The sequence below is a fragment of the Paraburkholderia sp. RL18-085-BIA-A genome, assembly GCF_046027075.1.
Classification (GTDB): Bacteria; Pseudomonadota; Gammaproteobacteria; order Burkholderiales; family Burkholderiaceae; genus Paraburkholderia.
In genome coordinates this window covers 118882-140926 of record NZ_JARESU010000013.1, presented here as the reverse complement: position 1 = coordinate 140926, position 22045 = coordinate 118882, and the positions used below count along the sequence as shown (strand labels likewise).

The 22045-nt window shown below is 63.5% G+C and carries 24 protein-coding genes and 1 other RNA gene; 14 read left to right on the top strand and 11 right to left on the bottom strand.

From position 1 onward, the window contains the following. Positions 1–5 precede the first annotated feature (5 nt). The 3 genes from P0D89_RS12395 to P0D89_RS12385 are packed head-to-tail and all read left to right on the top strand — an operon-like array spanning position 6 to position 2145. Positions 6–746, top strand: coding sequence for an amino acid ABC transporter permease (locus tag P0D89_RS12395; RefSeq protein WP_408355937.1), 741 nt, complete (start codon positions 6–8; stop codon positions 744–746). Further along, the gene (gene gltK / locus P0D89_RS12390; protein ID WP_408355939.1) at positions 746–1423 is read left to right on the top strand and encodes a glutamate/aspartate ABC transporter permease GltK; all 678 of its coding nucleotides are present in this window, start codon (positions 746–748) and stop codon (positions 1421–1423) included. Before P0D89_RS12395 ends, gltK begins: the two co-directional genes overlap by 1 nt. Further along, positions 1420–2145 carry an amino acid ABC transporter ATP-binding protein gene (locus P0D89_RS12385; protein ID WP_408355941.1) on the top strand — a complete coding sequence of 242 codons (726 nt, stop codon included), beginning with the start codon at positions 1420–1422 and terminating at the stop codon, positions 2143–2145. The genes gltK and P0D89_RS12385 overlap by 4 nt, the downstream gene beginning before the upstream one ends. Before the next feature lie 127 nt (positions 2146–2272). Here P0D89_RS12385 and P0D89_RS12380 read toward each other — a convergent pair whose 3' ends face one another. Further along, a complete protein-coding gene (locus P0D89_RS12380) occupies positions 2273–3208 on the bottom strand; it encodes a class II glutamine amidotransferase (RefSeq protein ID WP_408355943.1) in 936 nt (311 codons plus the stop codon). 168 nt (positions 3209–3376) lie between these two features. Here P0D89_RS12380 and pyrC point away from each other — a divergent pair, with 168 nt between their 5' ends. From pyrC to rnpB, 3 genes are all read left to right on the top strand, one after another. Next, complete coding sequence (gene pyrC, locus P0D89_RS12375; RefSeq protein WP_408355945.1) at positions 3377–4438, top strand: dihydroorotase; 1062 nt, start codon at positions 3377–3379, stop codon at positions 4436–4438. A gap of 12 nt (positions 4439–4450) precedes the next feature. Further along, positions 4451–5308 (top strand): DUF3025 domain-containing protein, encoded by an 858-nt coding sequence (locus P0D89_RS12370; protein ID WP_408355947.1) that lies wholly within the window; start codon positions 4451–4453, stop codon positions 5306–5308. A gap of 148 nt (positions 5309–5456) precedes the next feature. Beyond that, positions 5457–5870, top strand: an RNA gene (gene rnpB, locus P0D89_RS12365) — RNase P RNA component class A. A 141-nt stretch (positions 5871–6011) separates the two neighbouring features. Here the strand turns inward: rnpB and P0D89_RS12360 are convergent. Next, a complete protein-coding gene (locus tag P0D89_RS12360; RefSeq protein WP_008919632.1) occupies positions 6012–6434 on the bottom strand; it encodes an OsmC family protein in 423 nt (140 codons plus the stop codon). A 700-nt stretch (positions 6435–7134) separates the two neighbouring features. On the opposite strand from P0D89_RS12360, the gene rplM reads away from it, so the two are divergent. The 3 genes from rplM (at position 7135) to erpA (ending at position 8621) form a co-directional block, all read left to right on the top strand. Next, positions 7135–7563, top strand: a complete 429-nt coding sequence (rplM, locus tag P0D89_RS12355; RefSeq protein WP_020069304.1) for a 50S ribosomal protein L13 — start codon at positions 7135–7137, stop codon at positions 7561–7563. A gap of 11 nt (positions 7564–7574) precedes the next feature. Further along, on the top strand, positions 7575–7967 hold the full coding sequence (gene rpsI / locus P0D89_RS12350; protein ID WP_331602689.1) for a 30S ribosomal protein S9: 393 nt from the start codon (positions 7575–7577) through the stop codon (positions 7965–7967). A gap of 288 nt (positions 7968–8255) precedes the next feature. Next, positions 8256–8621, top strand: coding sequence for an iron-sulfur cluster insertion protein ErpA (erpA, locus tag P0D89_RS12345; RefSeq protein ID WP_007180424.1), 366 nt, complete (start codon positions 8256–8258; stop codon positions 8619–8621). Between the two features lie 80 nt (positions 8622–8701). Here the strand turns inward: erpA and P0D89_RS12340 are convergent, their stop codons facing one another. Beyond that, positions 8702–9832: an anhydro-N-acetylmuramic acid kinase gene (locus P0D89_RS12340; protein ID WP_408376628.1), complete on the bottom strand. Its 1131-nt coding sequence runs from the start codon at positions 9830–9832 to the stop codon at positions 8702–8704. A 259-nt stretch (positions 9833–10091) separates the two neighbouring features. Between P0D89_RS12340 and tyrS the strand changes: the two genes are divergently transcribed. The 3 genes from tyrS (at position 10092) to P0D89_RS12325 (ending at position 12654) form a co-directional block, all read left to right on the top strand. Next, positions 10092–11342, top strand: coding sequence for a tyrosine--tRNA ligase (gene tyrS / locus P0D89_RS12335; RefSeq protein ID WP_408355953.1), 1251 nt, complete (start codon positions 10092–10094; stop codon positions 11340–11342). 45 nt (positions 11343–11387) lie between these two features. Next, complete coding sequence (dtd, locus tag P0D89_RS12330) at positions 11388–11846, top strand: D-aminoacyl-tRNA deacylase (protein WP_408355955.1); 459 nt, start codon at positions 11388–11390, stop codon at positions 11844–11846. A 136-nt stretch (positions 11847–11982) separates the two neighbouring features. Continuing rightward, positions 11983–12654, top strand: coding sequence for a histidine phosphatase family protein (locus tag P0D89_RS12325; RefSeq protein WP_408355958.1), 672 nt, complete (start codon positions 11983–11985; stop codon positions 12652–12654). Between the two features lie 129 nt (positions 12655–12783). Here P0D89_RS12325 and P0D89_RS12320 read toward each other — a convergent pair whose 3' ends face one another. The 3 genes from P0D89_RS12320 to ruvA form a co-directional block, all read right to left on the bottom strand. Further along, complete coding sequence (locus P0D89_RS12320) at positions 12784–13725, bottom strand: oxygenase MpaB family protein (protein ID WP_408355960.1); 942 nt, start codon at positions 13723–13725, stop codon at positions 12784–12786. A 25-nt stretch (positions 13726–13750) separates the two neighbouring features. Further along, entirely contained in the window at positions 13751–14815 is a 1065-nt protein-coding gene (gene ruvB, locus P0D89_RS12315) for a Holliday junction branch migration DNA helicase RuvB (protein WP_408355962.1), read from the bottom strand. A 120-nt stretch (positions 14816–14935) separates the two neighbouring features. Beyond that, positions 14936–15517 carry a Holliday junction branch migration protein RuvA gene (ruvA, locus tag P0D89_RS12310; RefSeq protein ID WP_408229364.1) on the bottom strand — a complete coding sequence of 194 codons (582 nt, stop codon included), beginning with the start codon at positions 15515–15517 and terminating at the stop codon, positions 14936–14938. A gap of 158 nt (positions 15518–15675) precedes the next feature. On the opposite strand from ruvA, the gene P0D89_RS12305 reads away from it, so the two are divergent. Then, positions 15676–16308: a LysE family translocator gene (locus tag P0D89_RS12305; RefSeq protein ID WP_408355964.1), complete on the top strand. Its 633-nt coding sequence runs from the start codon at positions 15676–15678 to the stop codon at positions 16306–16308. A gap of 186 nt (positions 16309–16494) precedes the next feature. On the opposite strand, the gene ruvC is transcribed toward P0D89_RS12305, so the two are convergent. Further along, entirely contained in the window at positions 16495–17037 is a 543-nt protein-coding gene (gene ruvC / locus P0D89_RS12300) for a crossover junction endodeoxyribonuclease RuvC (protein ID WP_408355966.1), read from the bottom strand. A 128-nt stretch (positions 17038–17165) separates the two neighbouring features. Between ruvC and P0D89_RS12295 the strand changes: the two genes are divergently transcribed. Next, complete coding sequence (locus P0D89_RS12295) at positions 17166–17405, top strand: hypothetical protein (RefSeq protein ID WP_408355968.1); 240 nt, start codon at positions 17166–17168, stop codon at positions 17403–17405. Positions 17406–17610: 205 nt separating this feature from the next. Here the strand turns inward: P0D89_RS12295 and purH are convergent, their stop codons facing one another. From purH to P0D89_RS12275, 4 genes are all read right to left on the bottom strand, one after another. Further along, the gene (purH, locus tag P0D89_RS12290; RefSeq protein ID WP_408376627.1) at positions 17611–19176 is read right to left on the bottom strand and encodes a bifunctional phosphoribosylaminoimidazolecarboxamide formyltransferase/IMP cyclohydrolase; all 1566 of its coding nucleotides are present in this window, start codon (positions 19174–19176) and stop codon (positions 17611–17613) included. Between the two features lie 56 nt (positions 19177–19232). Continuing rightward, entirely contained in the window at positions 19233–19466 is a 234-nt protein-coding gene (locus P0D89_RS12285) for a Fis family transcriptional regulator (protein ID WP_007180440.1), read from the bottom strand. Continuing rightward, positions 19463–20524 (bottom strand): tRNA dihydrouridine synthase DusB, encoded by a 1062-nt coding sequence (dusB, locus tag P0D89_RS12280; protein WP_408355972.1) that lies wholly within the window; start codon positions 20522–20524, stop codon positions 19463–19465. The genes P0D89_RS12285 and dusB overlap by 4 nt, the downstream gene beginning before the upstream one ends. Before the next feature lie 221 nt (positions 20525–20745). Continuing rightward, positions 20746–22041, bottom strand: coding sequence for a UbiH/UbiF/VisC/COQ6 family ubiquinone biosynthesis hydroxylase (locus tag P0D89_RS12275; RefSeq protein ID WP_408355974.1), 1296 nt, complete (start codon positions 22039–22041; stop codon positions 20746–20748). Between the last annotated feature and the right edge of the window lie 4 nt (positions 22042–22045).

Genomic DNA, 22045 nt, shown 5'->3' with positions numbered 1-22045 from the left:
TGGTCATGTCATATCACTGGAACTGGGGCATTCTGCTGAGTCCGGTCTCCACCGGCGAGCCGACCACCTATCTGGGCTGGTTGTTCTCGGGCCTCTGGGTGACGATTACCGTGTCGTTGTCGGCATGGGTGATCGCGCTGATCGTCGGCTCGCTTTTTGGGGTGCTGCGTACGGTGCCGAACAAATGGGCGTCGGGCATCGGCACGGTCTACGTCGCGATTTTCCGTAACATCCCGCTGATCGTGCAGTTCTTCATCTGGTATCTGGTGATACCGGAGCTGCTGCCCGTGTCGATGGGCAACTGGTTCAAGCAACTGCCGCCGGGCGCGCAGTTCTTCTCGTCGTCGATTATCTGTCTCGGACTGTTCACCTCAGCGCGCGTGTGCGAGCAGGTGCGCTCGGGCATCAACGCGTTGCCGCACGGCCAGCGCGCCGCGGGGCTCGCGGTGGGCTTCACGCAATGGCAGACGTACCGCTATGTGCTGCTGCCGGTCGCGTACCGGATCATCGTGCCGCCGCTCACGTCCGAATTTCTGAACATCTTCAAGAACTCGGCGGTCGCGTCGACGATCGGTCTGCTGGATCTGTCCGCGCAGGCGCGCCAGCTGGTCGACTACACGTCGCAGACCTATGAGTCGTTCATCGCGGTCACGGTGGCGTACATGCTGATCAACCTGGTGGTGATGCAACTGATGCGCTGGGTCGAAGCGAAAACCCGGTTGCCCGGCTATATCGGAGGCAAGTGATGCACCATTTCGACTGGAGCGGTATTCCGGGCGCACTGCCTACGCTGTGGACCGGCGCCATCGTCACCCTCAAGATCACGTTGATCGCGATCGTGTTCGGGATCGTCTGGGGCACCATTCTCGCGATGCTGCGGCTGTCGTCGTTCAAACCCTTCGAGTGGTTCGCGAAGGGTTACGTGACGATCTTCCGTTCGATCCCGCTGGTGATGGTGCTGCTGTGGTTCTTCCTGATCGTGCCGCAGGTGCTGCAAAACGTGCTCGGCCTGTCGCCGGATATCGACATTCGCCTCGCGTCGGCAATGGTCGCTTTCTCGCTGTTCGAGGCGGCGTACTATTCGGAGATCATCCGCGCCGGCATTCAATCGGTGCCGCGCGGCCAGGTCAACGCGGCGTTCGCGCTCGGCATGACCTACGCGCAGTCGATGCGCCTGATCGTGCTGCCGCAGGCGTTCCGCGCGATGGTGCCGCTGCTGCTCACGCAGGGTATCGTGCTGTTTCAGGACACGTCGCTCGTCTACGTGATCAGCCTCGCCGACTTCTTCCGCACCGCCACGAATATTGGCGATCGTGACGGTACGAATGTCGAGATGGTACTGTTCGCGGGCGCGTGTTATTTCGTGATCTGTGTGGTCGCGTCGAGCCTCGTCAAAGGTCTTCAGAAAAAGGTCGCAAGATGATCTCTATCAAGAATGTTTCGAAGTGGTACGGTCAGTTCCAGGTGCTGACCGACTGCACGACGGAAGTCAAAAAAGGTGAAGTGGTGGTGGTGTGCGGGCCGTCGGGCTCGGGCAAGTCCACGCTGATCAAGACCGTCAACGGCCTCGAGCCGTTCCAGAAGGGCGAGATCGTCATCAACGGCCAGTCGCTGACCGACAAGAAAACCAATCTGTCGAAGCTGCGTTCGAAGGTCGGCATGGTGTTCCAGCACTTCGAGCTGTTTCCGCATCTGTCGATCGTGCAGAACCTGACGCTCGCGCAGATGAAGGTGCTCGGCCGCTCGAACGACGAAGCCACCGCGAAAGGGCTGAAGCTGCTCGATCGCGTCGGCTTGCGCGCGCATGCGGACAAGTTTCCGGGACAGTTGTCGGGCGGTCAGCAGCAGCGCGTGGCGATTGCGCGTGCGTTGTCGATGGACCCCATCGCGATGCTGTTCGACGAGCCCACTTCGGCGCTCGACCCGGAAATGATCAACGAAGTGCTCGACGTGATGGTCGAACTCGCGCAGGAAGGCATGACCATGATGTGCGTGACGCACGAAATGGGCTTTGCGAAGAAGGTCGCGCACCGCGTGATCTTCATGGACAAGGGCTTGATCGTCGAAGACGACCGCAAGGAAGACTTCTTCGCCAATCCGAAGTCGGATCGCGCGAAGGATTTCCTGGCAAAGATCCTGCACTGAGGATGTTGCACGGCCGGCGCTTTGGGGGGCTGGCGTGAACGAAAGAAAGCCGCTCCTGGGAGCGGCTTTTTTGTTCGCCGGCGGTTGGTTTATCCGGTCGGGTGCGCGAAGGCGACGCGTAGCGTTGTCAGGATTCGAAAGCTGCCGCGTCGTCGGCCGCTTCGAGGTCGGATTCGCTGTCGGCCATCACGGCGGGTGCAGTCGACGCCGCGATCGTCGTGGCCGACGCCGACGCATCCAGCGCGGGATTGCGTAGCTTTTCGAGCACCGATGCCGGCACCGGCACGTTGATGCGGCCGATCACTTCGCCATGCTGGAACATCATCAGATCGCCCGGCTCGAATGCGGTCCAGACTTCGTTGTCGGTCAACGGCTTGGTCGCTATCACCGCGACGCGGTCTTCCGGCGTCGTGTACTTGGCGAAGTCGATCGACACGTCCGCATCGACCAGGTGCGCGGTGGAAAACGGCCAGCGCCGCACGATGTAATGCAGATGCGTCGAGCAATGCGCGAACAGCGCCTGGCCGTTCGACATCAGGAAATTGAACACGCCGAACTGCGTGATTTCGCGCGTGAGGGTTTCGAGCGCGGCGAACAGGTCTTCAAGCGGTGGTTGCTGCGCGTCCGGAAACGCCTTGCGCAAACCTTCCAGTAGCGCGCAGAAAGCGAGCTCGCTGTCGGTCGTGCCGACCGGCTGATAAACGCCCGACAGTTGCGGCGCATAGTCTTTCAGATCGCCGTTGTGCGCGAAGATCCAGTGACGCCCCCACAGTTCGCGCATGAACGGGTGGCAGTTTTCGAGCAGGATATGTCCTTGCGTCGCCTTGCGGATGTGCGCGATCGTGTTCTTCGATTTGATAGGGTAGCGCTTGACCATCTCGGCGATCGGCGAGGTGGCCGACGATTGATGGTCGATGAACAGACGGCAGGCTTTATCTTCAAAGAAGGCGATGCCCCAGCCGTCGGCATGATGATCTGTGACGCCGCCGCGCGCCGCAAAGCCGGTGAACGAGAACGTGACGTCCGTTGGCGCGGCGCAGTTCATTCCGAGAAGTTGGCACATGTTGCGGGTAAGCCTGTGAACGGGGCGAGCCGTTACAATGATGATTTTCCAAGCATATCACCGAGCCAGAAACGCCAAATAGCAAAATTGACGTGTGTTTGGGCCGCTATATGGCGGTTTGACCCGGGTCGATTGGCTATTGCCGCCGAGTCTCGTTCCCCTTTCGCCATGACCGCTTCCAACGTTTCCCCCGACTCCATCACGCTCGCCCGTCCCGACGACTGGCACCTGCACGTTCGCGACGGCGCGATGCTGGCCGCCGTGCTGCCGGACACCGCGCGCCAGTTCGGCCGCGCGATCATCATGCCGAACCTGAAGCCGCCGGTCACGACTACCGCGATGGCGCAGGCGTACCGCGAGCGGATCGTCGCCGCGATTCCTGATGGTGTGAAATTCGAACCGCTGATGACGTTGTACCTGACCGACAACACGCCGCCCGACGAGATCCGCCGCGCCCGAGAGAGCGGTTTCGTGCACGGCGTAAAGCTGTATCCGGCGGGGGCCACGACCAACTCGGACGCGGGCGTCACCGACATCATGAAGTGCGCGAAAACGCTCGAAGCGATGCAGGAAGTGGGTATGCCGCTGCTGGTGCACGGCGAAGTGACCGACTCGTCGATTGACCTGTTCGACCGCGAGAAGGTGTTCATCGACCGCGTGATGACGCCGTTGCGCCGCGCGTTCCCGGCGCTCAAGGTGGTGTTCGAGCACATCACGACGAAGGACGCAGTTGACTACATCCGCGAAGCCGGTGCGGCGCCTGAGCTGCTCGGCGCGACGATCACCGCGCACCATCTGCTATACAACCGCAATGCGATCTTCCAGGGCGGTATTCGCCCGCATTATTACTGCTTGCCCGTGTTGAAGCGTGAGACGCATCGCGTGGCGTTGGTCGAGGCGGCGACGTCGGGCAATCCGCGCTTCTTCCTCGGCACCGACAGCGCGCCGCATCCGAAGGGCTTGAAGGAGCATGCGTGCGGTTGCGCGGGCTGCTATACGGCGTTGCACGCGGTCGAGCTGTACACCGAGGCATTCGACAACGCCGGTGCGCTCGACAAGCTCGAAGGTTTCGCGAGCTTCTTCGGCGCGGATTTCTACGGCCTGCCGCGCAACGCGGAGAAAATTACGCTGCGTCGCGAGGAATGGACGCTGCCGGCTGAATTGCCTGTCGGCGATACGCCGGTCGTGCCGCTGCGCGGCGGCGAGTCGATTGGCTGGCGTCTGGTTTGAGGCATCGGTTCGATGCAGCCGCCTGAGACGGGGCACGAGGCGGTGGACGCAGAGGCAAGGGCGCAGCTGGGCTTTGCCGCGATCGACTGGTCGAAGCCATGGTTCGCGCAGTTTGCCGGGCGCGGCCAACGCTGGCAGCAGGCCGCGCTGACGAGCTACACGGCCTTGCTCGCCGAAATGAATGCCGACGCCACCGAGATGCGGCAGACCACGGGGCGCGGTCAGCGCCTCGCGTTCATCGCGCAGGACGATCTGCCGGCCGGCGCGGCGTACGAGGCGCATATCGCGTCGACCGGCTGCGTGCCGACGCGTCACAATTTGCACGACTTCTTCAACGGCTCGGTGTGGTTTGCGTTTCCGCGCATCAAGGCGGCGTTGAATGTGCGGCAATCCGCGGCGATCGACGTGCTGGGCGTCGGTCCGACCCGTGGCGGCGTGCGCGACACGCTGACCTTGTTCGACGAGAACGCGTTGCTGTTCGCCTGTGCCGATCCCGTATTGAGTGCGGCGCTACGCGGCTTCGACTGGCAGACGCTGCTGGTGGCCCGGCGTGATGCGTGGGGGGCGAGTTGCGAAGTGCGCTGCTTCGGTCACGCGCTGCTGGAAAAGCTGATCGCGCCGTTCAAGGCTTGCACGGGGCATGCGTGGATCGTCGATGTGCCGGCCGCGTATTTCGAATGGGACGCTGCTGCGCGCGATGCCTGGCTGGATGAATCGGTCAGCACGGCGCTGCTCGACACCGAAGCGCTGACGAGCCGCATGTTTGCGCCGCTTCCGGTGCTGGGCATTCCGGGCTGGTGGCCCGAGAACGAATCGCCCGCGTTTTACGACGACGCGTCGGTCTTTCGCGCGGGGCGGCGCAGCCGCTAGAACAGGCCGAGGGGTTTTCAGCGAGACTCGTTGCCCGTGTCCACTACGGCGGATCGTTCACATCCCATTGCTTTCTCCCCTTGCCATTCGGCTATTTCGGCCGACGCGGAGGCTCGCCGGCCCTGCAGGTGTTAAAATCCGCCGCAGCAAAGCAGGCTAGGCAGTCGCGGCCTCGGCGGCTTCGGCCAACGAGGGCGAGGAAAGTCCGGACTCCACAGGGCAGGGTGATGGCTAACGGCCATCCGTGGCAACACGCGGAACAGGGCAACAGAAAGCAAACCGCCGATGGCCCGGCGCAAGCCGGGATCAGGTAAGGGTGAAACGGTGCGGTAAGAGCGCACCGCGGCTGCTGCAAGGCAGACCGGCACGGTAACCTCCACCCGGAGCAATTCCAAGTAGGCAGGCGCGCATCTTCGAGATGCAGGACGGGGCCCCCGTCTCGTCTGCGGGTAGGAAGCTTGAGCGCGTCAGTAATGGCGCGCCTAGAGGAATGGCTGCCACGCGCGTCGCGTTTTCGGATGTTGCGCGTGCACAGAATCCGGCTTATCGGCCTGCTTTGCCACTTAAACAAGAAATGCCGGCGTCCGCGAGGACGCCGGCATTTTCATTTGGTGCGCGTATTTTGGACGCTCGTATTGCGTTCGTGTGGCCCTCGTATCGCGGTTGCCGCGGCGCCGCGCGCTGCAGCTGCCAATCGCCGCGCTCAGCTCGCGACGATGTCGAACGAGTGTGTCAGCTCGGCGGTTTTCGCGATCATGATCGAGGCCGAGCAGTATTTATCGTGCGACAGATTGATTGCGCGCTCCACGGTGGCCGGGTTCAGATTTTTGCCGGTCACGGTGAAGTGGAAGTGGATCTTGGTGAACACCTTCGGATCTTCGCTGGCGCGTTCGGCCTTGAGCGTCACCGAGCAACCGGCGATTTCCTGGCGGCTCTTCTTCAGGATCATCACAACGTCGTAGGCGGTGCAGCCGCCTGTGCCGAGCAGAACCATTTCCATCGGACGCGGCGCGAGATTGCGACCGCCGCCTTCAGGCGCGCCGTCCATCGCGACCAGATGACCGCTGCCCGTCTCGGCCGCGAACGCCATCCCGTCTTGCCCCATCCAGCTTACTTTGCATTCCATGCTGTGCTCCACCGCGCTTCGCAATATCGAGACGGCATTGTAGCCCGACGCCTGCGGATTCGTCCGAGGCGACTTTCGGCGAAAATTATGCCGGATAGCGGCTTGTGTGTTGCGGTGCCGCATGTTCAGCCGATTCGGGAATGCCCCAATGAATTTAGGGTTTTTACTCTAGATAGGCTTCGAGTGACCCGTTGGCTTCGAAGGATCGAGTAATTGATTTAAAAGGAAATTTTGCATTGTTCGACGTTTACGGTCGCTAACCACATTATGAAAACGCATTTCGTAATGCAAATATTCTTGCGTCGCACAAGCGAGCCTCATATAATTGCTTCATCGGTTGCAGCAGTTTGCAACCTCCGCTGTCTCCTCCACCTCCTCCTTTGGTGGATTAAACCCGAACCGCTCGTTCGGGTTTTTTTTCGCCCGTTTTAGCCTCTGTGGTAGCGTGCGCTTGTCGAAATGACGCTCGATTTCAGGCGGTCAGAGGGCGCGAAATGGCCCTCGTCGAATGGCCTACCGACGGCGCCGAGTCGCATAACCCCGCACGTTTTGACTTGCCGTCGCAAATTCCTTTATAATTCAGGGCTTTTCCGCATCCGCGCCCGCGGAGGAAGAACCAGGGAGAGCCTGCACGCGCCTCGATGCGCACACTACAAGCAGGAAAAAACACATTGGGCGCAGCAATTTTTTTGGATCGATCATGAAGACGTTTTCCGCAAAAGCCCATGAGGTGACGCGCGAATGGTACGTGATTGACGCGACGGATAAGGTTCTCGGGCGTGTCGCCAGCGAAGTGGCACACCGTCTTCGCGGCAAGCACAAGCCTGAATTCACTCCCCACGTCGACACCGGTGATTTCATCATCGTTATCAACGCCGGCAAGCTGAAGGTCACGGGCAACAAGGCTACTGACAAGAAGTACTATCGCCACTCGGGTTACCCGGGCGGTATCTATGAAACGACGTTCGGCAAGATGCAGGAACGCTTCCCGGGCCGCGCGCTCGAGAAAGCGGTCAAGGGCATGCTGCCGAAGGGCCCGCTCGGCTACGCGATGATCAAGAAGCTGAAGGTCTACGCTGAAGCAACGCACCCGCATTCGGCGCAACAGCCGAAAGCGCTCGAGATCTAAGGGGAGCCCACATGATCGGTAACTGGAATTACGGCACGGGCCGCCGCAAGAGCGCCGTCGCACGGGTGTTCATCAAGGCAGGCAAGGGCGACATCGTTGTGAACGGCAAGCCCATCGCCGATTACTTCTCGCGCGAAACGTCGCTGATGATCGTGCGTCAACCGCTGGAACTCACGAACCACGGCGCTACGTTCGACATCAAGGTCAACGTGACGGGTGGCGGTGAAACGGGTCAAGCCGGTGCGGTTCGCCACGGCATCACCCGCGCGCTGATGGACTACGACGCAACGCTGAAGCCGCAACTGTCGCACGCAGGCTTCGTCACGCGTGACGCGCGTGAAGTGGAACGTAAGAAGGTCGGTTTCCACAAGGCACGTCGCAGGAAGCAATTCTCGAAGCGTTAATCGTTTCGGGTGCGAACCGGCTCCAGGGCCGGTGCGCTGCAAAAGCCGCCAACGCTTTCGCGAAGGCGGCTTTTTTTATGGCTTATGCCTTCGAGTTATGGCTTCGAGGCTCGGGCTGGCGGCAGCGGATTCGTCGCCGGAGCAGTGTTTTTTTCCGTTCGCGCTGGCTGGTGGCGACTTTCGCGCCGTCCGCCGATGTCGCGGGAAGAACCCATTGATTTTGTGGGCTTCAGCACGATATTCAGATCAGCCCTACAATAGCGGCTAGAAGCTTTTTGGAGAGTTCGAATGAACGCAGTCACCGATACACCCGTGACCGAGATGCCCGCCCCCTTCGTTTTTACCGACGCAGCGGCTGACAAGGTCAAGCAACTGATCGAAGAAGAAGGCAATGCGGACCTCAAACTGCGCGTTTTCGTGCAGGGCGGCGGCTGCTCGGGCTTTCAGTACGGTTTCACATTCGACGAAGCCGTCAACGAAGACGACACCGTCATGAACAAGAGCGGCGTCCAGCTGCTGATCGACTCGATGAGCTACCAGTACCTGGTCGGCGCGGAGATCGACTACAAGGACGACATCAACGGCGCGCAATTCGTCATCAAGAACCCTAACGCTACGACCACCTGTGGTTGTGGCTCGTCGTTCTCGGTTTGATCGACGTTAGTCAGGCGACAAAAAAACGGGGCCTCGGCCCCGTTTTTTATTGCCCGCGCGGATCGCGACGCCGGGTGCAATCAGCGCGGGTAAATGGCGCCGAGCACGCGTTCGGCGGCCGCGCCGGTGACGGCCGGCAAATTGCCCGGCAGCCGCGCGATGCAGCGCATCGCCAGCCACGCGAACGCGAGCGGCTCGACCTGGCTTGGCGGCACACCGAGCGCATCGGTCGTCATCACGGGCACGCCGCTCACACCGCTGTCCTCCAGTGCCTGCTGCAATGCTTTTAGAATCTCCGGATTGCGCGCGCCGCCGCCACACACATAAACCGCCCTTGCGTCGGATGCGTGCCGCTCGATTTCGCGCGCGAGCGTCACCGCAGTCAGCGCGACCAGCGTCGCCTGCACGTCGGCGGGGGCGAGCGCGGCGAACGGCTGGAGCTTCGCGTCTAGCCATTCGGGATTGAACAGGTCGCGGCCGGTGCTCTTCGGCGGCTGCAGCGAGAAGAACGGCTCGTCGAGCAACGCGTTCAGCAGCTTGCGATCCACCTGACCGCCGGCCGCGAAATGACCGTTTTCGTCGAACGGCTTGCCGAGATGGCGCTGCGCCCATTCGTCGAGCAGCGCGTTCGCCGGTCCGCAGTCGAAGCCGCGCACACTGCCGGTCGCGTTCAGGATCGTGATGTTGCTGATGCCGCCGAGGTTGCAGACCACCCGCGTCTCGTCTTTCGCGCCGAACACCGTGGCGTGAAAGGCCGGCACGAGCGGCGCGCCCTGGCCGCCGGCCGCCACGTCGCGGCTGCGGAAATCGGCGACGACGTCGATGCGCATCATTTCCGCGAGCAGCGCGGGGTTGTTGATCTGCCGCGTATAGCCTTTTTCCGGCCGATGCCGCACTGTCTGCCCATGCACCCCGATCGCGCGCACTTCCGCGGCGGACACGCGGCTGCCGCGCAGCAGTTCGTGGCAGCACACCGTATAGCGTGTGGCGAGCGCATTGGCGGCCAGCGCTTCGCGTTCGATCTCGTTCTCGCCCGGCTGCTGCAGCGCGAAGAGCGCCTCGCGCATGCCCGCGGCGAAGCCGACAAACGCCTCGGCCAGCACCACCGGCGACTTTCCTTCTTCAAATTGGACGGCCACGCCGTCCACACCATCCATGCTCGTTCCGGACATCAATCCGAAGTAGACGCCGTCTGCTGGGTGTTGCGCCACGTTGCTGCTCCTGTCGAGGGTCGTTGCGATCCGTTTTAGCAGATTATCGGCGCAAGCGCGGTCGAATATGAGTGCGTCGACGCCGCCGGCACGGCGCGCCGCGCGCAAAGCGCGCGCTGCCGGCGCGCGGTTGGCATGCTTGCGGGCCGCTTATGGCTCGCTCATGGCTCGTTTGTGACTCGTTTGTCGCCGCGTCATTGGGCGCGTCAGCGCGTATCTATGGGACAATCTCCCTTTTTCGCGACTTCACGTTTCCAGCATGAGCACCGAGTCCATCAAGCCTAGTCCCGCTTCCGCCTTTCCGGTCACCGACGAAGTCCGTCACGCGCTCGCCGTCACCAAGCGCGGTGTCGACGAGCTGCTGATCGAAGACGAATTCGCGCAAAAACTCGCGAAGAGCGCGGCGACCGGCAAGCCGCTGCGCATCAAGCTCGGGCTCGATCCGACCGCGCCCGACATTCACATTGGCCACACGGTCGTGTTGAACAAGATGCGTCAGTTGCAGGATCTGGGTCACACGGTGATCTTCCTGATCGGCGATTTCACGTCCCTGATCGGCGATCCGTCGGGCCGCAACGCGACCCGCCCGCCGCTCACGCGCGAGCAGATCGAATCGAACGCGAAGACGTATTTCGAGCAGGCCGCGCTCGTGCTCGACCGCGACAAGACCGAGATTCGCTACAACAGCGAATGGTCGATGCCGCTTGGCGCCGACGGCATGATCAAGCTCGCGTCGCGCTACACGGTGGCGCGGATTCTCGAGCGCGAGGATTTCACCAAGCGTTTTCAGGGCGGCGTGCCGATCTCGATTCACGAATTCCTGTACCCGCTGATGCAAGGCTACGACTCGGTCGCGCTGAACGCCGACCTCGAACTCGGCGGCACGGACCAGAAGTTCAACCTGCTGGTGGGCCGCGAGCTGCAGAAGCAGTACGGCCAGGAGCAGCAGTGCATCCTGACTATGCCGCTGCTCGAAGGGCTCGACGGCGTCGAGAAGATGTCGAAGTCGAAGAACAATTACATCGGCATCAGCGAGAAGCCGACCGACATGTTCGGCAAGCTGATGAGCATCTCCGACACGCTGATGTGGCGCTACTTCGAACTGCTGTCGTTCCGTCCGATGGACGAAATCGCGGGGTTCAAGAAAGAGATCGAAGCGGGCCGCAATCCGCGCGATTTCAAGGTGATGCTCGGCCAGGAGATCGTCGCGCGCTTCCACTCGCAGGCCGACGCCGAGCGCGCGCTCGACGACTTCAACCATCGCGCGAAGGGTGGCGTGCCGGACGATATCCAGGCGGTGACACTCGCCGGCGCGCCACTCGCCATCGGCCAGTTGCTGAAGCAAGCGAACCTCGTGCCGTCGACCAGCGAAGCGCTGCGCAACATCGAGCAGGGCGGCGTGAAGATCGACGGCGCGACCGTGTCCGACAAGGGCCTGAAGGTCGAAGCCGGCGAGTACGTCGTGCAGGTCGGCAAGCGCCGCTTCGCACGCGTCACGCTCACGGCCTGATCGCTCGGTGATGTATCGACCGTTGCCAGCAGAGTCAAACGGCCGATGATCGCGCTGATTCAACGTGTGCGCCGCGCCGAAGTGCGCGTGGCCGACCGGGTGACCGGCGCGATCGACGGGGGTCTGCTTGCGCTCGTGTGCGCTGAACGCGGCGACACCGAGGCGGCCGCCGACCGGCTGCTCGCCAAGGTGCTCGGCTATCGCGTGTTCAGCGACGCCGCAGGCAAGATGAATCTCTCCGTGCAGAATCTCGATGGCGCGGGGCGCCCGGGCGGCCTGCTGCTCGTGTCGCAATTCACGTTGGCCGCGGACACCAACAGCGGCCTGCGCCCCAGCTTCACGCCGGCCGCGCCGCCGGATGAAGGCAAGCGCCTGTTCGACTACTTCGTGGCGGCCGCGCGCGCGAAGCATCCGATCGTCGAGACGGGCGAGTTCGGCGCGGATATGCAGGTGTCGCTCGTCAACGACGGGCCGGTCACGTTCTGGTTGCAGACGAACGCCTGAGCCTGCACACCCCGAAAACGCGATCCCACGTCTTCTGTCCTCCGGCACGCGCCACTGTGCGCGCGTCTTACCCTCCAGCCGTTTTTGCGACAATAGCGGCTCGGCATAACCGGCGAACGGCGCCCACTCCTATCTCATGACTACGCAGATTCTGTTCATCCGGCACGGCGAGACCGACTGGAACCGCATCAAGCGCATTCAAGGTCACATCGACATTCCGCTCGCGACCACCGGGTTGGCCCAGGCGCAACGTCTCGCGCGCCGCATTGCCGGCGAGGCGAAGCAGGGCGCGCGGCTCGATGCGATCTATTCGAGCGATCTGCAACGCGCGCAGCAGACCGCGCAGCCTATTGCCGACGCGCTCGGCTTGCCGCTGCAACTGCGCGAAGGTCTGCGCGAGCGGTCCTATGGCGCTTTCCAGGGACATGACAGCGACGAGATCGCGCTGCGCTTTCCCGATGAATATGCGCACTGGCAAACCCGCGATCCTGGTTTTGCGCCGCCTGAAGGCGAGTCGCAGCGCGCGTTCTACCATCGCGTAGTTCATGCGATCGAGCCGCTGGTCGCCGCGCATCCGGGCGAGCGGATCGCTTGTGTCGCGCATGGCGGCGTGCTCGATTGCGTGCGCCGTTTCGCGTGCCGATTGCCGCTCGACGCGCCGCGTGATTATCAGTTGCTGAATACCAGCCTGAACGTGGTGGATTTCGATCACGGTGCGGCGACGATCGTGTCGTGGGCGGACATTGCGCATCTCGACGCACCTGCCGCGGACGACGGTTTCAGGAAGGTTTTGGAACCAGGACGCTGAGCGTAGAAGCGCCGCGCGCCGCTTGAGCGGAAGTGTTTACTGCGGTCACGTCGAACGACATGGCGTGGCATGGAGCAGCGCCTTGCGGGTTGACCGATCGGCGGTGCGTGCGCGTAGCCGCAAACTTCGTCAATGCGGGTCGTGCGTCGCAGCCACGCGGCGGCGTGCGCGTTTCGATATCCCGTTCACCAGCGCCCAGCGGATCACCGGCGCGACGAGTCGCACGCCCGGCCTCGCGAACGTCCGGCGCAGCACCGCATAGCGCTCGAATCCCAACATCGACTGCGCCCAGTCCGGCAGAAGATCCACACCGGCGTTGAGCATCAACGCGCCGGCCGGCCGCATGGCCATGCTCGGGGCGGGTGCGCTCATCAGAATTCTCACGACTTCGCGCGTGCGCTCGCTGGCCATCAGTGCTGACCGCATGGCCAGCAGATAAGCGTCGATCTCGGCGCGCGAGCGTGGAATGTTCTCCGCCCCAAGCATTTCAGCGATACCCGCGGTTTCCGCGAAGTATTGATCCTGCGCGCCCACGGACAATTGCGGATTCACATAGCGCAAGTGCGCGGTCATGAAACTCGACACCTCGGCGACATGCACCCACGTCAGCAGTGCCGGCTCGCTCGCGCGATAAGGCCGTCCGTCCGGTGCGATGCCGCTGACGCCGAGATGGATGCGCCTCACGTGTTCGATCAGCGCCAGCGCATCGTGCCGATTGCCGAACGTCGTGCCGGCGATAAAGGTCGCGGTGCGGCGCAAGCGACCCAGAATATCGGTGCGGAAGCTCGAATGGTCCCATACGCCGGCGAGCGCCAACGGGTGCAATGCCTGGAGCAGCAATGCGCTGATGCCGCCCGTCATCATCGACGTGAAGTCGGCGTGGACTTTCCAGCACACGGAGTCGGGTCCGAACAGACCCGGATCGCCGGGTGGCGACGAATAGTCGAGAGTAGGGCCGCTACCGCTCGTCAGATGGGTGACGCCGGCGGCCAGTTTCGAGCGGAGCCGGCGTGTGAGCAACTGCGCGATTCCACTCGATGAGCCGGTACGCCTCGTCGTCTGGTCGGACATCCTGGGCGGCCTCGCTACGTGCGGCTCACTGCGCGGCCGAATCCCACAGGCCGGGCAGCGTGCTCGACGCGTCCGGCGCGGCGAGACCGAAATGCCGGTAGGTCAGCAGCGTGGCGACGCGGCCACGCGGCGTGCGTTGCAGGAAGCCTTGCTGGATCAGATACGGTTCGAGCACGTCTTCGATCGTGTCGCGCTCTTCGCCGATAGCCGCCGCCAGATTGTCGACGCCGACCGGGCCGCCGTCGAACTTGTGCAGGATGGCTTCGAGCAGCTTGCGGTCCATCAGGTCGAAGCCGACCGCGTCGACGTCGAGCATCCGGAGCGCTGCATCGGCCACTTGCGCGGTGATGTTGCCGTCCGCTTTCACCTCGGCGAAGTCGCGCACGCGGCGCAGCAGGCGGTTCGCGATACGCGGCGTGCCGCGCGCGCGTTTGGCGATTTCGAACGCGCCGTCCGGATGAATCTGCGCGTGCAACAGCGACGCCGAGCGCGTGACGATGCGCGCCAGTTCCTCGGCGTTGTAAAACTCGAGCCGCGCGACGATGCCGAAGCGGTCGCGCAGCGGATTGGTCAGCATGCCCGCGCGCGTGGTTGCGCCGACCAGCGTGAACGGCTGCAAGTCCAGCTTCACGCTGCGCGCGGCCGGCCCTTCGCCGATCATGATGTCGATCTGATAATCCTCGAGCGCCGGGTACAGGATTTCTTCGACGACAGGCGAGAGCCGGTGGATCTCGTCGATGAACAGCACGTCGTTGGCTTCGAGATTGGTCAGCAGCGCGGCGAGGTCGCCGGCGCGTTCGAGCACCGGTCCTGACGTCTGCCGAAGATTGACGCCCATCTCGCGCGCAATGATGTGCGCGAGCGTGGTTTTGCCGAGGCCTGGCGGTCCGAACAGCAACACGTGGTCGAGCGATTCGGAGCGGCGCTTGGCGGCCTCGATGAAAATTTCCAGCTGGCCGCGCACTTTTTCTTGCCCGACATATTCTTCGAGCTGGCGCGGGCGCAACGCGCGCTCGAACGCTTCTTCGTTCGGCGAGACGGGCGTGGCCGCGATGATGCGCTCGGCGGCGAGTTTGTCGGTTTCGATCATGCGGTCATTGTACCGCGAGGAGTCCAGCGCGAAACCCGGCCGAACGGCCAGGGTGCGTTCGACTGAGGCTTGTGCGGAGCTCGATCCAGAGCCCGCACAAGCCGAGCCGCGAGATCCGCGTCAAGCCTTCGACAACGCCTTCAACGCGAGCTTGATGCCCTCGGAAACGCCGGTGCCGGCCGGCACGTTCTTGATGGCCGCCAACGCTTCTTTCTCGGAGTAGCCCAGCGCGAGCAGCGCGTTGAGGATGTCCGGCGCATGACCGGATGCCGACGCCGCGCCCGCCATCGCGCCCAGGTCGGCGCCGAGCTTGCCCTTCAGTTCGAGGAGCAGCCGCTCCGCTGTCTTCTTGCCGATGCCCGGCACACGGGTGAGGCGCGCCGCGTCCTGCATCGTGACGGTTTGCGCCAGCTCGTGCACGCTCATTCCCGAGAGCACCGCGAGTGCCATGCGTGCGCCGATGCCGGAAATTTTCAGCAGTTCGCGGAAGGTCGAGCGCTCCTCGGCGGTGCCGAAGCCGTACAGCAGATGCGCGTCCTCGCGCACGATCATCTGCGTGAGCAGCACGATGCGCTCGCCGTTCGAGGGCAGGTTGTAGAACGTGCTCATCGGCACATCGACTTCGTAACCGACGCCGTTGCAGTCGACGAGCAGATGCGGCGGGTTTTTTTCCAGCAGTACGCCGGCAATGCGACCGATCATGGCGAATTCAATCTCGAGAGAAAGGGCGAGTGTAGCGCAGCGAGTGCGCGGCGCGTGATGCGCAATCGCGTTGATCGACGTTGACTCGCCTGAGCCGGGTCCATAGACTGAGATCCCTTTTGGCGGGTTCTCAACCCATTCACCCAGAAGGAGCTTCCATGCTGAGCCTGACCACTCTCGCGCTATTCGCAGGCGCGTGTCTCGCGTTGACCGCCACGCCCGGACCCGACATGTTGTTGATTGCCTCGCGCAGCGTGAGCCAAGGACGTTCGGCAGGGTTCGCGTCGTTGGCCGGCATTCTGGTCGGCACGTACTGTCACGCGTTGGCAGCGGCGTTCGGTCTGTCGCAACTTTTCCTGGCAGTGCCGATGGCATATGACGCCGTGCGTTTCGCGGGCGCTGCGTATCTGCTGTATCTCGCGTGGAAAACGGTCCGCACGCAAGGCACGGTGCTGACGCCGAATGCGTCGATGAGCCGTTACCCGGTCGGCCGCATTTTTCGCCAGGGCCTCTTCACCAATCTGCTGAATCCGAAGGTTGCGCTGTTCGTGCTCGCGTTGTTTCCACAATTCGTGCGGCCCGAAGCGGGTTCCGTCGCGTTGCAGATCATGGTGCTGGCAACGGTGCTGAACCTGATCGGTTTTTGCGTGAACGGCGCGGTGATTCTGATGGCGAGCAAGTTGAGCCGCAAGCTGTCGTCGGGGCGCCGGCCGTCGCGGGTGCCGCAGTATTTGCTGGGGACGGTGTTTGCCGGCCTGGCATGCCGTCTCGCGCTGGCCAGCCGGAGTTGAACGCGGCGGGCGAGGGGCGTAGGCGTGTGAGCGTGAGACGCGAGCCGCAGGCTGTTGCTGGACGCCAGGCATGTGGCGTAAGCCGGTTTTGATCGCCGGGGCGCAAGCCGCAAACCGTTGTTGCTCGCGACGCGTGAACCGTGAACCGTGCCGTGCTGTGGAACACGAAAGCGGCCGACTGCCGCACTATCCCACCAGACGCCCGCGCCTCACCCGCAGCCCCTTCTTCGCCAGCGAAGGCGCGATGCCGCCGAGGGTGCTCAACGTCGAACCGCCGTGCGCGTGGCAGATCGCCATGCCGAGCGCGTCGGCGGCGTCGGTGCTGGGTACGCCGGACAGATTGAGCAGCCGCACCACCATCTGCTGCATCTGTTCTTTGGTCGCGCGGCCGTAGCCCACCACGCTCTGCTTCAATTGCAGCGCGGTGTATTCGGCGACCGGCACGCCGCCCGCCACCAGCCCGCAGATCGCCGCGCCACGCGCCTGGCCGAGCAGCAGCGTGGATTGCGGATTGACGTTGACGAATACTTTTTCGATCGCCGACTGATCCGGCGAATGCTGGCGGATCAGCGTCGAGATGCCTTCGAAGATGGTGCCGAGCCGCGACGGCAGATCGGCGTCGGCGGTTTTGATGACGCCGCTCGCGACGTAGCTGAGCGTGTGGCCGCTTTGGTCGATCACGCCGAAGCCGGTGACGCGCAGGCCGGGGTCGATGCCGAGAATTCTCATGAGGTGCCGCGACTGCGGTAAAAACCAGGTGCCTGCGATACTACAACACGCACACCCGATGGCGGCCGGCAGACGGCTGGATCGACGGAATAAAAGCTGCTGGAGGCTTTGCGAGGAGGCAAACGCAGATGGAGCGCTCTCGGAATCTCAGCGGCGACTCGGGCGTCGACGCCTATGAACTCGGCGACGATTTCGTCAAGGTCCGCTTCAGGCCGGGCGTCGTGTATTGGTACACAGAGGCGAGTGTCGGCGCCCGACCCCTAGCCGTGTTGAAGCGCCTCGCGCGGCGCGGACAGGGGCTTGGCACGTATATCAGCCAGCATCCGGAGGTGAAGAACGGCTATGCGAGAAAAGAGCCGGACGATTGAGCGGAGCGCGAAGAGTGTGCGCAAACGCTGGCGCAGGCCGGACAACGCCGCGACGAAGCAGCGATACCGCAAAGGAGCGTGCCGCCAGGCGCAGTCCGAAAAAGAAAACGGCCGGGCGGAAATTCCACCAGGCCGTTTATCTGAAGCTCAGCGCTCATTCAGCGGCTTCCGCCGAGGCAACAAGCGCCGCCAATCAACCCCCGCCTCAATGCCGGAAATGACGCACGCCAGTCAACACCATCGCAATGTTGTGCTCGTCGGCTGCATTGACCACTTCGTCGTCGCGCATCGAGCCGCCCGGCTGAATCACGCAGCTCGCGCCTGCTGCGACGACCACGTCGAGGCCGTCGCGAAACGGGAAGAACGCGTCCGACGCCACTGCCGAACCCGTCAGCGTCAAACCGGCGTTCTGCGCCTTGATGCTGGCGATGCGCGCCGAGTCCACGCGGCTCATCTGGCCGGCGCCGACGCCGAGCGTCATGCCGTTCGCGCAGAATACGATCGCGTTCGACTTCACGTACTTCGCGACGCGCCATGCGAACAGCAGATCGTCCATTTCCTTCGGCGTCGGATGACGCTTGGTCACCACGCGCAATTCGTGCGGCTGGACGTTCTTCGAATCGAGCGATTGCACTAGCAGGCCGCCGCCGACGCGCTTCAGATCGAACGCGTTATGGCCTTCGCCCAGCGCGATTTCCAGCAGACGCACGTTCTGCTTTGCCGCGAACACCTGGCGCGCTGCCGCGCTGAACGACGGCGCGATCAGCACTTCGACGAACTGCTTGGCCACGGCTTGCGCTGCCGCTTCGTCCACTTCGCGGTTGAACGCGATGATGCCGCCGAACGCCGAGGTCGGGTCGGTCTGGAACGCCTTCGAGTACGCCTCGTGCGCATCCGCGCCGATTGCCACGCCGCACGGATTCGCGTGCTTGACGATCACGCAGGCCGGCACGTCGAAGGTCTTCACGCATTCCCACGCCGCGTCGGAGTCCGCGATGTTGTTGTACGACAGTTCCTTGCCCTGCAACTGGTTGTAGTTCGCCAGTGCGCCGGCCGGCACGCTCAGGTCGCGGTAGAACGCGGCGCTCTGATGCGGGTTCTCGCCATAGCGCAGGTCCTGCACCTTATTGAACGCCAGATTGAAGGTTGCCGGATAAGCGTTGCGCGACGCGTGTTGCAGCTCGTCGGTCAGGCTCGTCAAATAGTTCGTGATCGCGCCGTCGTACTGCGCGGTGTGCGCGAACACCTTGGTCGCAAGGCGGAAGTTCGTCTTGTACGACACCGCGTTGCTGTTCGCGCGCATTTCTTCGAGCACCAGCGCGTAATCCGCCGGGTCAACCACGACCGTCACGTCGCGGTGATTCTTCGCGGCCGAGCGCAGCATGGTCGGGCCGCCGATGTCGATGTTCTCGATCGCGTCTTCCAGCGAGCACTCTTCCTTCGACACGGTCTGCACGAACGGGTACAGGTTCACGACCAGCAGGTCGATGGTCGGAATGTCGTGCTTCTCAAGCGCCGCCATGTGTTCCGGCAGGTCGCGGCGCGCGAGGATGCCGCCGTGGACCTTCGGATGCAGCGTTTTCACGCGCCCGTCCAGCATTTCCGGGAAGCCCGTGTAGTCGGCGACTTCGGTGACGGAGAGGCCCGCGTCCGCGAGCAGTTTCGCGGTGCCGCCGGTCGACAGGATCTTGATGCCGAGGTCGGACAGCGACTTCGCGAAGTCGACGATGCCCGACTTGTCGGAAACGGAGATGAGCGCTTGCTTGATCATGATGAAGACGAAAAGCCGAAGAGAAACGTGGCGGGGCGCGAAGAAACTACAAAAAGCTACAACAAACCGTGCTGTTGCAGCTTCTTGCGCAGCGTATTGCGGTTGATGCCGAGGTACTCGGCGGCCAGCGACTGATTGCCGCCGGCCTGCTCGAGCACCACCTCGAGCAGGGGTTTTTCCACGCACGAGATCACCATGTCGTAGACATCGTGCGGATTGGAGCCGTCGAGATCCTGGAAGTACATCCCCAAGCTGTCGCGGACAGATTGTTCGATATTGTTCTTGCTCATGCTGCTAGTCGGTCGGTAGGGTCCTCGCCCTTGCTGTCGGGCGTTTCGTCGACGTAGACGAGGCGGTCGGAGAACGCCTTTTGTGCGTCAAAGAACTCGTTGACGGCGAGGAGTTGTTCGCGCGTGGTGTCCAGCGTATTCATGCGATGCCGGAACACGTTGGCGCCAGAAAGGCCGCGAGTGTACCAGCCGATGTGCTTGCGCGCAGTGCGCACACCTGTAAATTCGCCGTAGAACGCGTAGTGATCTTCGAGATGCTCGTTCATCACCTGCTGGATTTCGTCGATGCGCGGCGGCGGCAGCAACTCGCCCGTTTGCAGGAAATACTCGATCTCGCGGAACAACCACGGGCGTCCCTGCGCGGCGCGGCCGATCATGATCGCGTCGGCGCCGGTGGCGGCCAGCACCTCGCGCGCTTTTTGCGGCGACGTGATGTCGCCGTTGGCCACTACCGGAATGCGCACCGACGCCTTCACTGCGGCGATCGTCTCGTATTCGGCGTCGCCGTGGTACAGGTCGGCGCGCGTGCGGCCATGCACGGTCAGCATCGAAATGCCGGCGGCCTCGGCCAGATGCGCGACGCTCAACGCATTCTTGTTGTCGCGGTCCCAGCCGGTGCGGATTTTCAGCGTGACGGGCACCGCGTCGGGCCCGACGCCCACCGCGTCCACCACCGCCTCGACGATGCGCTGCACCAGCGGTTCGTTCTGCAGCAGAGCGGAACCCGCGGCCACGTTGCACACCTTCTTGGCCGGGCAGCCCATGTTGATGTCGATGATCTGCGCGCCGTTCGCCACGTTGTAGCGGGCCGCTTCGGCCATCATCGCCGGATCGGCGCCGGCGATCTGCACGGCGATTGGCTCGACTTCGCCCGCGTGATTGGCGCGGCGCATGGTCTTTTCGCTTTTCCACAGCTGCGCGTTCGAGGCGACCATTTCGGACACCGCATAGCCCGCGCCCAGCCGTTTGCACAGCTGGCGGAACGGCCGGTCGGTCACGCCGGCCATCGGGGCGACGAACAGGTTGTTACGCAGATTGTGGGAGCCAAGAGTGGGCATGACATGGACGACGCGTGCGCCAGGGACTGTCTCGAAAATTGACAATCGAAGCACCGCGAAATGCGAGGGAAAACCGCTATTTTAGCGTTAACAGGTAACCGACATCCGCCATGTGCGTGTCGTAACCCGTTAAATCTTCTATGAAAGTGCGCCGGTTCATAGAGCCGGCGGCCTTGCGCGGGCTGCTCGAAAAATCCGCGGCGCGCGGGCTGACGGCGCGCCTAGCGGCGCTGTCCGAACATCATCTGGCGTGCCAGCGCGGTTTTCACCGGCGGCGCGAACTCGAGCGCGGTGAGCGCGAGGCCGCGCATGATCGCGAGCGGCGCGAAGTCGACCGTGAACAGGCGCGCGAGGATGTCGGTGGCGCCGATCGTCATGCGCCGGTCGAGCGCGCGGCGTTGCGCGAAGGTCGCGAGGGCGAGCGGCGTCGGGCCTTCCGCCGACAATGCGTCGGCGAGCGCGTGCGCATCGCGCAAGCCGAGATTGAGGCCCTGCCCCGCGACTGGATGCAGCGTCTGCGCCGCGTTGCCGATCGCGACGACGTGGCCGTTCACCAGCGTCTCGACCGTGTTCAGTCCCAACGGGAACGACGCGCGCCCTTTGATTTGCGTGAAGCGGCCCATGCGGTCGCCGAACGCGGCGCCGAGTTCGCGCAGGAACGCGTCGTCGGGGAGTTGCGCGCGGCGTGCGGCTTCGTCGGGCGCGCAGCACCAGACCAGCGCGTACTCGGCACCGCGCACGCCACCCATCGGCAGCAACGCGATCGGACCTTCCGATGTGAAGCGCTCCCACGCCACGTGCGGCTGTGGCGCGGACACGGTTACTGTGCCGACCAGCGCGGTTTGCCCGTAGTCGCGCGTGCCTTTGCCGGCCTGGCTCCCGGCCGCGCCATCGGCCGGGCTTTTGCCGGCGGCTTCCACGTCCTTGTCGACGCTAATGGTCGCGCCCTTGCGTGCTTTCAGATCGCCGAACAGTCCGCCTTCCGCATTCACCAGAATCCGTGTGCGCAATTTGCGCGTGACGCCCGCGGTTTCGATCGGCAACGTCACGCCGTCGAGTTCCTGAACCGGCGCGGCGGCGGATGTGGAGCGGAACCAGTGGATGGAGGTCGCGCGCACCGCCTCGGCGAGACCGTGCACGATCGAGCCGTACCGCAGCACGTAACCGAGCGCCGGTAAGCCATGCTCGCTGTGATCGATCAGCGTGCGGCCGAAGTGGCCGCGCTGCGACACGTGGATGCGCTGGATCGCGGTGGCGTCGGCGGGCCAGCGCAGCGGCTCCAGGATCATCCGACTGCCGTGCGATACGGCGATCGCGCGCGGATCGGCGATCGAATCTTCCGGCTCGCGCGCGTCGATCAGCGCGATCTTCAGCGCGTGCGTCACGCTGCGCCGCGCCAGCCAGCCGGCGAGCGCGAGCCCGACCGGACCGGCGCCGACGATCGTCACGTCGAAGTCGAAGGAATGATCGGTCGCGGCGGGCTTCAGAATCACCGTCGACGGAGAAGCGTCGTTCATTGCG